Origin of the sequence: Pseudomonas marginalis (assembly GCF_001645105.1) — a bacterium.
GTDB lineage: Bacteria > Pseudomonadota > Gammaproteobacteria > Pseudomonadales > Pseudomonadaceae > Aquipseudomonas > Aquipseudomonas petroselini.
In genome coordinates this window covers 581333-594950 of the sequence record NZ_LKEG01000052.1, presented here as the reverse complement: position 1 = coordinate 594950, position 13618 = coordinate 581333, and the positions used below count along the sequence as shown (strand labels likewise).

At 60.5% G+C, this 13618-nt stretch carries 8 protein-coding genes; 1 reads left to right on the top strand and 7 read right to left on the bottom strand.

Translation table 11 applies throughout. From position 1 onward, the window contains the following. Positions 1–191 precede the first annotated feature (191 nt). Genes AO064_RS24860 through AO064_RS24830 form a run of 7 tightly spaced genes read right to left on the bottom strand, consistent with a single transcriptional unit; the run spans position 192 to position 8602 of the window. Complete coding sequence (locus tag AO064_RS24860) at positions 192–1193, bottom strand: diguanylate cyclase (protein WP_012722554.1); 1002 nt, start codon at positions 1191–1193, stop codon at positions 192–194. A gap of 49 nt (positions 1194–1242) precedes the next feature. Beyond that, entirely contained in the window at positions 1243–2253 is a 1011-nt protein-coding gene (gene cheB / locus AO064_RS24855; RefSeq protein ID WP_064054940.1) for a chemotaxis response regulator protein-glutamate methylesterase, read from the bottom strand. After that, positions 2250–4517 (bottom strand): hybrid sensor histidine kinase/response regulator, encoded by a 2268-nt coding sequence (locus AO064_RS24850; RefSeq protein ID WP_064054939.1) that lies wholly within the window; start codon positions 4515–4517, stop codon positions 2250–2252. Before AO064_RS24850 ends, cheB begins: the two co-directional genes overlap by 4 nt. Further along, positions 4514–5215, bottom strand: coding sequence for a chemotaxis protein CheW (locus AO064_RS24845; RefSeq protein ID WP_064054938.1), 702 nt, complete (start codon positions 5213–5215; stop codon positions 4514–4516). Before AO064_RS24845 ends, AO064_RS24850 begins: the two co-directional genes overlap by 4 nt. Then, positions 5212–6471: a CheR family methyltransferase gene (locus AO064_RS24840; RefSeq protein ID WP_064054937.1), complete on the bottom strand. Its 1260-nt coding sequence runs from the start codon at positions 6469–6471 to the stop codon at positions 5212–5214. Before AO064_RS24840 ends, AO064_RS24845 begins: the two co-directional genes overlap by 4 nt. Beyond that, positions 6468–6980: a chemotaxis protein CheW gene (locus AO064_RS24835; RefSeq protein ID WP_064054936.1), complete on the bottom strand. Its 513-nt coding sequence runs from the start codon at positions 6978–6980 to the stop codon at positions 6468–6470. Before AO064_RS24835 ends, AO064_RS24840 begins: the two co-directional genes overlap by 4 nt. Further along, complete coding sequence (locus AO064_RS24830) at positions 6980–8602, bottom strand: methyl-accepting chemotaxis protein (RefSeq protein ID WP_064054935.1); 1623 nt, start codon at positions 8600–8602, stop codon at positions 6980–6982. The genes AO064_RS24835 and AO064_RS24830 overlap by 1 nt, the downstream gene beginning before the upstream one ends. 408 nt (positions 8603–9010) lie before the next feature. Between AO064_RS24830 and AO064_RS24820 the strand changes: the two genes are divergently transcribed. Further along, positions 9011–13585 (top strand): glycosyltransferase, encoded by a 4575-nt coding sequence (locus tag AO064_RS24820; RefSeq protein WP_147469598.1) that lies wholly within the window; start codon positions 9011–9013, stop codon positions 13583–13585. The last annotated feature ends 33 nt before the right edge of the window (positions 13586–13618 follow it).

Below are 13618 nucleotides of genomic sequence, written 5' to 3'. Positions count from 1 at the left end.
CGCGAAATCGACCCTGCTAGTTAAAAACTGTTACCTATGTGCGTGAACTGATTTGTAACCCATGTGGGTGAGTCATACCGCGATGCGTTTTTGGTTACTTTTTGCGCTTTTCAAAAAGTGACCCGCTGTAAGAGCGCAACCATTAGTGGCCGTGACCGCAGCAACGGATATGTACACAGAAGCACTCAGCCCTACTCAATCCCCACCTGATTGCGCCCATTATGCTTAGCCGTATACAACCCCTTATCCGCCGCCACAATCACCTGCCGACAATCCGTCCCCTGCTGTGGCGTCATGGTCGACAGCCCAATACTGATGGTCAGACTCGACCCCTCAGTAGGCGCGATATGCGGAATTTTCAGCGCGGCAACCGCCATCCGCAGCTTCTCAGCCACCAACCGCGCCCCGCCCGGCGAGGTATTAGGCAGCACCAGGGCAAACTCCTCCCCCCCATAGCGCGCCGGCAAATCCGAAGGCCGACTGCTGGCCTCACGAATGGTCGCCGCAACCTTGCGCAACGCCTCGTCACCTTCGACATGCCCAAAGCTATCGTTGTAGGTCTTAAAGAAATCCACATCAATCATCAACAACGACAACTGAGTCTGGTCACGCATGGCACGCCGCCATTCCAGCTCCAGGTATTCATCAAAGTGACGACGATTAGAAAGCCCGGTGAGGCCGTCGGAGTTCATCAACCGTTGCAGCACTAAGTTGGTGTCCAACAGCTGCTGCTGGCTGACCCGCAACGCGCGATAAGCCGCATCCCGTTGCAACAAGGTCATGTAGGAGCGCGAGTGATAGCGGATGCGCGCCACCAGCTCGATGTTGTCCGGCAGCTTGACCAAATAATCGTTGGCCCCGGCCGAGAACGCTGCGCTCTTGATCAGGGGGTCTTCCTTGGTGGAAAGCACGATGATCGGGATGTTCTGCGTGGCCGGGTGGTTGCGGTATTCGCGCACCAGTGTCAGGCCGTCAAGACCTGGCATCACCAGATCCTGCAGGATAACGGTCGGCTTGATACGGATCGCCTGGGCAATCGCCTGGTGTGGGTCGGCGCAGAAGTGGAAGTCGATATTTTCTTCATGGGCCAGGCCACGCCGCACGGCTTCACCGATCATGGCCTGGTCGTCGACCAGCAACACCATGGCGGCGTTTTCGTCGGTCTTGATGTCGTCGATCTGTAAATCATTCATGTGCAGTCACCTGAATTACTGCCTGCAAGCCAGCCGCGAGAGGTCATGTTCATTTGGCAAAGACCTCCAGCAACCGGGGCGCAATTCTATCCAGTGGGCGAATTTCAACAGCAGCATCGATCGCCGCCGCCGCTTTGGGCATGCCATACACCGCCGAGCTTTGCTGATCCTGGGCGATGGTCAAATAACCTTGTTCACGTAGCAATTTGAGGCCCTGGGCCCCGTCGCGCCCCATGCCGGTCAGCAGCACACCGACGGCATCGCCATTCCAGTGGCTGGCCACGCTTTCGAAAAACACATCGATCGACGGCCGGTAAATCTCGTTCACCGGCTCTGCCGTATAGGCTAGCGTGCCATTCTTCAATAAACGAATGTGGTGGTTGGTGCCGGCCAGCAGCACCACGCCGCTTTGCGGTGGCTCACCTTCGCGGGCCAGGCGTACCGGCAGGCCCGAGGCGCTGCTCAACCACTCGGCCATGCCCGCCGCGAACACTTGGTCCACATGCTGCACCAGCACGATGGCGGCTGGAAAGTCGCGAGGTAAACCCTTGAGCAGGATTTCCAGGGCAGCCGGACCACCCGCCGAGGAGCCGATAGCCACCAGGCTTTGACGTTTGCCGGATGCGCGCGCCGGCACGGTTTCGGCGCGCACGCGGCTGCCGCGCTGGCCGATCAGCCAGCCGATATTGAGGATCTTGCGCAGTAACGGCGCCGCCGCATCCTTGGGGTTGCCCACGCCGAGGGGCGGGGTGTCCACCACGTCCAGGGCGCCGTGGCCCATGGCCTCGAACACCCGGCTTACGTTGGCCTGGCGGTCGACGGTCACGATAACGATGGCGCACGGCGTTTCGGCCATGATCTGGCGAGTGGCTTCCACGCCGTCCATCACCGGCATGATCAGGTCCATCAGGATCAGGTCCGGCGTCAGTTCGGCGCAGCGTTGCACCGCTTCCAGCCCATTGCTGGCCACCCACACCACTTGGTGCGCAGGCTCGAAGCTCAAGGCGCGGCGCAAGGCCTCCACTGCCAGGGGCATGTCATTGACGATCGCAATCCTCATGCCCGTGCGCCTCCGATCAGTTCCACCACGGCGTCCAGCAGGGCGTCATCGTGGAAACTGGCTTTGGCTAAATAATAGTCCGCACCGGCGTCGAGTCCTCGACGTCGGTCTTCTTCGCGATCTTTGTAGGACACCACCATCACCGGCAACGATTGCAGGCGACTGTCACGGCGCAAGAGTGTGACCAATTCAATACCGTCCATGCGGGGCATATCAATATCAGTGATCAACAGGTCAAAGTCTTCGGAGCGCAAGGCGTTCCAGCCGTCCATGCCATCGACCGCCACGGCCACTTCATAACCACGATTAAGGAGCAATTTGCGTTGCAGCTCACGCACGGTCAGGGAGTCATCGACCACCAGCACACGCTTACGCGGTGCCTCGGTGGTTTGTTGGCTGCGCCGCGCAATACGTTCCAATCGGCCGGTGTTCAGCAGTTTGTCCACCGAACGCAACATGTCTTCAACGTCGACGATCAACACCACCGAGCCATCATCCAGCAAGGCACCGGCGGAGATATCCTGGACCTTGCCCAGGCGATCATCGAGCGGCAACACCACCAGCGTACGCTCACCGATAAAGCGCTCCACGGCAATCCCGTACACCGTATCGCGCTCGCGGATCACCACCACTTTCAGCGTTTCTGACGGACTCTGCCCCGCCGGGCGCTGCAACAACTGGCTGGCGGCGACCAGGCCAACATGCCGGCCCTCGTGCCAGAAATGCTGGCGACCTTCCAGTTGCACAATGTCATCGGGCGCGAGGTCACACATGCGTTCGATATGCGCCAGCGGGAACGCATAGGCTTCCTCACCGACTTCCACCACCAGGCTGCGTACCACCGACAGGGTCAACGGCACCTCAAGGTGGAAACGACTGCCCTGCCCCGCCGTCTGCTCCAGCACCACCGCGCCGCGCAGTTGGCGGACCATGTGCTGCACCGCGTCCAGGCCCACGCCGCGCCCGGACACTTCGGTGACCGTGTCACGCAGGCTGAACCCCGGCAGGAACAGGAACGTCAGCAACTCTTCTTCGCTCAGGCGCAGGGCGGTTTCGACCGGCGACAGGTGCCGATCGACGATGGTACCGCGCAGGCGCTCCAGGTCGACGCCATTGCCGTCATCACTGAGCTCCAGCACCAGCAAACCGGCCTGATGGGAGGCACGCAGGCGGATCAAGCCTTCAGCCGGCTTGCCCGCCAGCAGGCGTTGCTCAGGCATTTCGATGCCGTGGTCGACGGCATTGCGCAACAAATGGGTGAGCGGCGCCTCAAGTTTTTCCAGTACGTCACGGTCGACCTGGGTCTTTTCGCCCTCGATCTCCAGGCGCACTTGCTTGCCGAGGCTGCGGCCGAGATCGCGCACCATGCGCACTTGCCCAGCCAATACATCGGCAAACGGACGCATGCGGCAGGCCAGTGCGGTGTCATACAACACTTGGGCGCGCTGTCCGGCCTGCCAGCCGAACTCGTCCAGCTCGGCGTGCTTTTCCGCCAGCAAGGCCTGGGCTTCGCTCAACAAACGGCGCGTGTCGGCCAGGGCTTCCTGGGCCTCGAGGCTCAGGACCTGGGTCTTGAGTTGCCCGTCCAGCGTATCCAGCGCCCGTATCCCCTGACTTTGAATGCGCTTGAGGCGTTGCAGGCTGGCCAGGTACGGCTTGAGCCGCTGGGTTTCCACCAGGGATTTGCTCGACAGGTCCAGCAGGCTGTTCAAGCGCTCGGCGGTGACACGCAGTACGCGTTCGCCGCCTTCGGTCATGCGCTTGCCTTGACGCGGCGGCTCGCTGGTCACCGGCGGCGCGGGTTCGGGTTCCGGCGGCAGTTCTTCGACGACGGGCGCTGGCTCCGGCGGCGGCGCGACGTTGACAGGCGCCTGGGACGGATCCAGCAGACGCTCCATCAACGCGACGTAGGCCTCGACATCCGCCGGCCCGACGTCATTGCCTGGCGTGGCGATGCGCATCAGCAGATCAGTGCCTTGCAGCAGCGCATCGATATGTTCGGGTTGCAGGTACAGGCGGTTTTCCTGGGCGCTGACCAGGCAATCCTCCATGACGTGGGAAACGCTGACCCCGGCATCCACCCCCACGATGCGCGCGGCGCCCTTGAGCGAGTGCGCCGCGCGCATGCAGGCTTCGAGCTGGTCCGCCTGGGTCGGGTTGCGTTCCAGGGCGAGCAGGCCCGCGCTCAACACCTGGGTCTGCGCATCGGCTTCCAGGCTGAACAATTCCAGCAGCGAGGCATCACGCATCTGGTCGGGGGTCATGAGAGGCTCCGGGTCACGGCGGACAACAATTGCGCCTCGTCCAGCCAGCGCAGGCTGCGGCCTTTCCACGGCAATACACCCTGGGTAAAGCGCGCGCTGGCCTGGGTGCCGGACGCCGATGCGGCCTTCAAGGTGCGCTCATCGATGGCATGGATGCCGTCGACTTCATCCACCGGCACCACCACCGGGCCATCCTGTGCGGCAATGATCAACATGCGCGGCATGATGCGCCCGCCGGTGGCACCGCTGCTGGTGGCGTCCAGGCCCAACAGTTCCACCAGCGACAAGCACGCCACCAGCGCGCCGCGCACGTTGGCCACGCCGAGCAAGGCGCGGGAACGTTGATGCGGCAGGGAATGGATCGGTTGCAACGGCGCGACTTCCACCAGGCAGCGTGTAGCGATGCCCAGCCATTCTTCGCCGAGGCGGAACATCAAGAGCGAACGGGTGACCACCTCCGTGTCGACTTCGGCCGCCGCCTGCGGGCGTCGGTCGTCCTGCTGCAAGGCGTAGCGGTCCAGCAGACGCGTGGCGGCGGCGGAATACACCGAGCAGTTACGGCAATGGATATGGTCAGCCAGCAATGGGCAGGACTTATCGCCATGGATGCCGATGCGGTTCCAGCAGTCGTCGATGGCTTGGGTGTCGGCCAGGGTCAGGTCCAGGCCGGTGGTGTCGAGCGCCTCGGTGTTACTCATGGTTTGGACTCACTGTCGGCTCGCTCGCTACGGGCGGCTCGCGCCTGCAGACGGCGCGCCCCCGCACTGTCGCCCCGGGACTCGAGCAACGCGGCCAAGTGCATCAAGGCCTGCGGGTGCTGGGGTTCCAGGTACAAGGCTTTTCGATAATAGCCCTGGGCTTCCAGGGCACTGCCGGCCACGTCGCTGAGCAGCCCCAGCCAGTAAAACACCTGGGCGGCCGGCGGGTGGCTGTTCAAATAGTCTTCACACGCGGCCCGGGCCTCGGCACTTTTGCCTTCGTTGGCCAGGGTGGCGATCCGGCTGAGCAAGGTGCCTGCATCGGAGGGCGCAGCCTTGATCGGCAAGACGTGGGCGCTGACGGTGCTGAACGGCCGTGGTTTAGCTGAAATCGGCGCAGTGCTGCGCGGAGGCGTGGGAGCAGGCGTTGGTATAAACGCTGGCTCGGGCAGCTGCGGCGAGCCCTGCCGGCTGAACGCAAAGGACTGCGGCACCCCAATCGAACGCATGCCGTGGCGCCCCAGCAGGCTGCCTTCGGCCGGGCCGATAAACAGCACACCGTCCACGTGGGTGAGGCCTTTAAGCACGTCGAAGACTTGTTTCTGGGTGGGCTGGTCGAAGTAGATCAGCAGGTTGCGGCAGAACACGAAGTCATAGGCGGCCTCATTGGCCAGCAGCGCCGGGTCGAGCAGGTTGCCGACTTGCAGGCGCACTTGTTCGCGCACCCGATCGGCGATGTGGAAGCCGTCGCCGTATTCAGTGAAGTGGCGGTCACGGAAGGCAATATCGCCGCCGCGAAAAGAGTTCTTGCCGTACACCCCGCGTCGCGCACGCTCCACCGACAGCGGGCTGACGTCCATCCCCTGTACCTTGAACTGATGCGGCGCGAGGCCCGCATCGAGCAGCGCCATGGCAATCGAATAGGGTTCTTCGCCGGTGGAGCACGGCAGGCTGAGGATACGCAATGCGCGCATCTGCTTGATATCGACCAGGCGGGCCTTGGCCAGGCGCGCCAGGGTCGCAAAGGATTCGGGGTAACGGAAAAACCAGGTTTCGGGGACGATCACTGCTTCGATCAGCGCTTGCTGTTCGTCCTGGGAGCTTTGCAGGTGCTGCCAGTATTCGCCCGGCGTGGGTGCCTGGACGATCTGGCTGCGCTGGCGCACGGCGCGCTCGATGATGGCTTCGCCCACCGACGCGACGTCCAGGCCGATGCGCTCTTTAAGAAAGGCAAAAAAACGCGGGTCGTTGCTCATACGCTCAGCTCGGCAGAAAACAGCACGGCGCGCACGTCATCGGTCAGCAGGTCGTTTACACCGATCCATTGCATCAGGCCCAGCGCATCTTCGCGCACCGGCCCCAGGTAGGGTGCCTGGCGGTTGGCCAGGCCGTAGGGCTGGAACTCGGCGGGGTCGCAACGCAGGGTGTCGGTGGCCTGCTCCAGGATCAGTCCCAGCCAACGCGCTTGGGACTCGGCGTCGGGTTGGTAATTGACCAGCACCAGCCGCGTGCTGGTGCGGGCCTGGGCCGGTTTGCCGAAGGTCAAGGCGCTGAGGTCAATGACCGGCACCAGCGCCCCACGATGGGCAAAGATCCCGGCGACCCACAGCGGTGCATGGGCAATGGGTTTCAAAGGCAGGCGCGGCAGCACTTCGGCCACTTCGGTAGCCTTGAGGGCATAGCGTTCCTGGCCGATATGGAACACCAGGAACAACGCCTTTTTCGCTGCCGGGACGGCGCCGCGTTTAGCCGCGAGTTCGCTCATCAGACTTTGAAACGCGACACGCCGCTGCGCAGACCCACCGCAACCTGGCTCAGTTCATCAATGGCAAAGCTGGCCTGGCGCAGGGACTCCACCGTCTGGCTGCTGGCATCGCCCAGTTGCACGAGGGCGTGGTTGATCTGCTCGGCGCCGGTGGCCTGGGCCTGCATGCCTTCGTTGACCATCAACACCCGCGGCGCCAGCGCCTGTACTTGGTGGATGATCTGCGACAACTGCTCGCCCACTTGCTGCACTTCGAACATGCCGCGGCGCACTTCTTCGGAGAACTTGTCCATGCCCATCACCCCCGCAGACACTGCGGACTGGATCTCGCGCACCATCTGCTCGATGTCATAGGTGGCCACGGCGGTCTGGTCCGCGAGGCGCCGCACTTCGGTGGCGACCACGGCAAAACCGCGACCGTACTCGCCGGCTTTTTCCGCTTCGATGGCGGCGTTGAGCGACAGCAGGTTGGTCTGGTCGGCCACCTTGACGATGGTCACCACCACCTGGTTGATATTGCCGGCCTTCTCATTGAGGATCGCCAGCTTGGCGTTGACCAGGTCGGCCGCGCCCATCACCGAGTGCATGGTCTCTTCCATGCGCGCCAGTCCTTGCTGGCCGGAGCCGGCAGCCACCGACGCCTGGTCGGCGGCGGTGGACACTTCGGTCATGGTGCGAACCAAGTCCTTGGAAGTGGCTGCGATTTCGCGCGACGTGGCACCGATCTCAGTGGTCGTCGCGGCCGTTTCAGTCGCGGTGGCCTGTTGCTGCTTGGACGTGGCGGCAATTTCGGTCACCGAGGTGGTGACCTGCACCGACGAGCGCTGGGCCTGGGACACCAGGGCCGTGAGCTCGGTCATCATGTCGTTAAAGCCGGTTTCGACGGCGCCGAACTCGTCCTTGCGCTCCAGGTTAAGGCGTTTGCTCAGGTCGCCGTCGCGCATGGTTTCGAGGATATCGACGATGCGTTGCATCGGCGCCATGATCGCGCGCATCAGCAACAGGCCGCACAGCCCGGCAGCCAAGATGGCGATGAGCAGCGACACGGCCATGCTGATCTTGGCCGACAGTACCGCCTCGTCGATCGCCGCCGTCGCCCGGTCAGACACGTTCTTGTTTTCAGTAATGATGTCGTTGAGCTTCATGCGCCCTTCGGTCCAGATTGGCGTCAATTGCTCCTCGAGCAATTGATTCGCGCCCGGCAGGTCATTGGCTTCAACGCGTTCCAGCACCTGGGCCAGCACTTTGTTGTAGTTGATGTGCGCCGCCTTGAAGTTATCGAACTCCATGCGGTCAGCTTGGCCATGAATGGTTTTTTCGTAGTTGGCCATCTGCTGTTCAATACGCGCTTCGAACGACTTGTAGTCGTTCTTATCGGTATTGGTGAAGGTTTTGTCGTCGCGCAGGCCGATGATGTCGATGGTCTGCAAATAGCTGTCGACCCAGGCGCTGCGGATCATCGAACTGAGGTAAACGCCCGGCACCGCGTCGTCCCGGACGGCTTCCTGGCTGGTTTCGATCTTCAGCAACCGTGAATAGGAGACCACGACCATTAACAGCATGATGGCGATAATGACCGTAAAACTTGCCAAGATGCGTTGGCGCAAGGTCCAGTTCTTCACAGTAATTCCTCGAAGGGCCATTCAAATGGAGGGGAGTATAGCTGAGGCAGTGCCATCGTTTATCAATGGGTTATCGGATAGAACGCCCGACAGGCAAAAAATCCTCGCGGGGTGATTGCCGCCCCCTCCTACCTCAACACCGCCTCCACGGACGTGCTCCTCGCTGAATATCAGGACGGGTCGAATCCGAAATCGGAAGGCGGGAACCCACCTCAGCAACCTCAAGTCGTGCTCTTTTTTTACAGTGGACAATAGAAGATACAACCCACGCACCCAGGTTTTACGCAGGCTGGAGCCGCTCGGAAACACCCGAAAAAACAAACGCACTCTGCGAGACAGCGGCGAGGGCGTAGAACTGCCTGCCCACGCCTGGCGCTTCAGCGCCTATCCCTGCAAGGAGCATAGCCATTGAATATTTCCGCCCCCTCTACCCCGCTAGCCATTACCCCGCCGCCAAACACACGGATCGCGCCCCCTACCACCGTCACCCCATTCAGCCAGCATCGCAGCGACAGAGCCTCCACAATTTCCTTGCCCGAGGCCGCCAAGACGCCAGCAAAGTCGCCGTTGCCGTTGAGTCTGCTGCCTTCAAATAGAGCGAAAGCCAGCATCGCCGCAGGCAATGCTTTAGCGATGGGTTACCCGGACAAGCTTCTGGCAGGTTACTACGGCGACGCGCTGGCACGCGCGCGCGGCGGGGACAGCCAACGAGAGGTGATTGTTGCCGGCATTCCCCCCGACTCGACGTTCGGAAAATGGTGGCAATACTTTCGGGAGACGTTGAATAGCCCGGACTTCACCGCCTGGATGCTTTCGGAGGGTCTCGATAGCAGCACTGTCGAGATCATTCCCTCCAAAGGCGCCTTACACGCCAGGAGAAAAGCCGACCAGAGCGTGGTCAGTTTTACCCTCAACAACGATGCGCGCTGGGCAGCGGTGGCCGGGCCCATACTCGACGCCGGCAAGGTGATCGCGCCCGATACCTTCAGTATCAGGAATCCCGCAATGCTACCTGTACACAGCGCGCCCTTTGAGCTTATCGGGCGGTTTTATGGGGAAAACCTCGACAACCTCAGCCGGGCCCAGGTGGCAACGCGTGTTGCACAATTGAATGAAGGCCAGGGTTTCCGACCACTCGACCCCTCGGATGGGTTGAGGCCTCCCCATACACGCACCCCTGAAGCCCTCGAGCTTCAGAAACAAAACCTGGGTGACAGACGCAACCGCCTAAGCCTTATCCATACGCTCACCCGTATCAGTGTGCTGGCCTCAACGAATTCAAACACGACGCTGGCCGAACACATCGATTCGCACCGTGTCCCCGTCCACCCGGATTCCGTATTCGCGAAGACTTACCCAGGCATGCCGGAAAACGGTTTGAAACTTGAGCCGTTTTTGCATGCGCACGGCTTGATAATTCCCCAGGACAAGGCCGAGCTGTCGAACCTTATTGCCGTTCTGTCAGACCCGGTACCACAACCGCCTGACAACTCGGGGCACTGGGGGCTGCTGTCGGACACGCGCCAACTCGGACGTGACGAGCGCGAACGCGTCCAGAACATCGTCAGTGAAGAGGCACGAAATGGGTTGGAGGGGGGCACCTGCCTTCTCAACCACCTGGCTAAAAAAATTCCCGATCTCACCAACGCTGATAGCCCCGCGCAACGCCTGCAGGCTCTGATTGCCAGTCCGCAGGCACAGGCGCTGGGCAAGCGCCTGCAAAGCGCGTTCGCGGACACCTGTTCAACCAGCACAGCCAGCGACTGGGCGATGACCGCGCTGGCGCTCGACCTGGACCCCGCCGTGGGCACCCAACGCAACGTCGTCGCCGGTTACGACCTGGCCCAGGCAGCTCGCCGGGGCTTGTCACCTGCCGCTATAACAGCGCGACTCGTCGAGCATCTTAAGCAGCAAGGCCGAGTCGATAACGACCTGGCCCCTGCGGCGGCACAGCTATTGCTCGCCAGTGCAGCACCTGCGTTCCTGGTCAAGGACCTCCCTGGCGGCTTGGTGTATGGGTCCCACACCTGGGCCAGCCTGAGCACCGCTGTCGCGCGCATTGAGGCGCTGGAGCCGGGCGCCACCCGTAACATGACGTTTGGCCAAGTCATGAGTTTTGGCAACAGAAGCCCGGTCACGCTTAAGGATGCTGGCATTGAGGCGGGGGCTCAGACACATGCCGTCATCGATTGGGCCATCGCCAATGACGTCCTGAATAAGGCTAACGATGATGCGTTTACGCCCGAACAGATCACCGTTGCGCGAGACAAATTCAACGCATTGCTAGAAACATTAGGCACTGCCAATAAAGGCCTCACCGCCTTTCTGCCTACGCGTAGGGCATTGGCCTGCGCAGAATTGAAGAAGGTATATGGCGACTATGACTTCGAGCAGCCGCTGACCCCCATCGTCAACCTTGACGGCAGTGAGACCAAACATGCGCTGGTGGACATTTATACGGCAGGGAAGATGGACCGTATCGTTGACCAGAGCGTCGTATTGAGCCCGACCCGCCGCACGGGGGTCAGACCCCTTCCGGACATCACGGCCATTTTCAATGAGCAGTTCGATGCCTACATCAAGGGATTGAGGACAGGCATAAACACCGCGATGCAATACCAGTTTTCCCAACTGCCTCTTGATGAACGCCAACATATCGCGGTCGGCGACATCACCTTCCACTCTGTGCGCGAAGCCAACGGCGACACTCAGACACCCGCTCAAGTCGACGCGTCCAGAGCACGTCACGGTCTACTGATGTGTGTAAAAAACAAAGGTGACGTGCGGATTTACGAAGTGTTGCCGATGCAGGGGCTCGTTCGCCGCAACCATCAGCTATGGGGCAGCAGCGTTCATCAAACGCCCCTACGTGGCTACGATGACCCGGATGATTACTTTCTTGAAAAGGCCAAAGGCAAGTCGCTCGACATTGACTTGGACGCCTACAAAACCGGCGCGCCGCCAAAGGAAGTCGTGTCTTCAGGCCTTTCCATTGATCCAGTGCCTTTTTCTTTTCCAAAGGCATGGGGAGAAAAGACCGGGCAAGACCGTTCGCCTACAGCGCCATGGGCCAGTGAGCGTGAGCAACACCTGGCCAACGAGATCGAAAAGTTTGTCCTCTATGGCCGCGACGCGCTCAAGACCTACGCCGGTGGAACCAATGCTGTTGAAGAGCAAGAAAAACAGTTGGTGGATGAACTGGGCGCCGTCATGGACTTCCTGCCCCTGAAAAGCGGTATTGAAAAGGCAGTAAAAGGCGATGTATGGGGGGCCGTTGGGGACTTCGCTCTGGACCTGCTGGGTTTTGTTATTCCGGTGGGCAAGGCGGTCAGCCAGGCGACCAACCTCACTGGAAAACTCGGAACAAAACTGTTCACCGGGGCCAAAATAATCGGCGCCGCGGCCGTCGGCGCTCTTAACCCAGCGGACGGCCTTGGCGCGCTGGCCGAGGGTTTGGGTCAAGGCACGCGCCAAATGCTTTCAACGGCTGCTCGCACGTTCAAGTTGAAGCATCCACCCGGCCTGCCGGGTGAACTCGCAGTGGTCGAAAAATACACAGTTTCACCCTCGCGCCTCGTCGGCCTGAGCCCGGATAGCCAAGGGGTTTACCACAGCCTCGATGGCCAGAGTCAATACATCCGCCACGTCGACAAGTCTGGCAAGGCTTCTGTCTATCAGGTTCGAGAAGCTTCGGGCGGTAGCCCCATGAGTTCGGTGCAGGTTCGTGTCATCAACCCCAAGACCTACCGACAAACTGAATTCATATTAAACAAAACCGGCGCCGATCAATGGCAACGCCTGGGGCTGCCGGGCGGTGTCGAGGGAATGCCTTATAAAAGCTATGAAGTCCCAATGGACGAAGTCAACCGCGTACTTAGTGATGATGGCAAGACAAGGCTTTATGCCAATTTTTGCGTTTTAGTAGAGTTTGATGTAGCCAATGACGTTTGGCGCAAGCTAGGCGACGGTAAAACCCTGGGTGCCCCTTTTTGGCGAACAGGCCCCTACGAGTGGAAAAGTGGCAGCCTGGACGAGTTCTTGCGGGTCAAGGCGACACTGCCCAAGCCAACCACCTTTGAAACAGTTCACGCAGCCCTTGCCCCCGTTCCCACGGCCGTTACGCCGATCAAGAAGGAAATCAATTACATATGGGCTGGCGCCATGATTCCGGATGACCGGCTCAGCCTGATGCTGGAGAATGCACGTAAGACACCCGGTTTCCAATCAGTGGTCCATGTCGACGCAGACAGCCCGGAAAAGTTTGCATCGATCAAAGCGGCCCTGGACAAAAAAACGCCCAACCTGGAAGTGCGAAATCTGAATGAAGATCCTTTCTTCCAAGAGTTCAAGACCACGCAAGCCGGTGAGATGTACCAGTATTTTCGTCAGGGCAAAACCCACAATTACGCGGCGGCTTCAGATGCTCTGCGCTATCCGCTGATCAACCACCGGGGCGGCATCTACCTGGACAGTGATGACTTGATCACCAAGCAGATTGGAGATATCGAGCTCAAAGCAGGTACCGATGACCTATTGCTCAACTCCCATGTGAAGCATTCCGAACTCTCGTTCACGGGCTACAACACTAACGTGTTCGCCAGCCATCCCAACAACCGGGTCCTCAAAGAGATCAGTGAGGAATCCTACAAACGATTCCGGGAAAACAAACCATGGCTGGACACACACCGACCTTACCTTGAGAGAGACAATCCCAGCCCTGAGGCCATACGGGAATTCAATGAGTATGAGAGCAAGATATTTGAAGTAACGGGGCCTGACGTCTTTAACGATGTCTTGAAGAAAAGCCGGCCCGACTACTACGGGCTCAGCGAAACGATCGGTAACAACGCGCGAGCCGGCATCATTTTACCGAGGGCGGATGCACTCGCAGAGCAGTCCGCCATTGACTATTACCTACCCTTCCATCGCCGTTTTGAAATAGACATAGGCGGCGGCCACTCTATGGTCGACAGAGTCAGCTGATACCGAGAACACGACGCTGATCGTTCCCAGCCA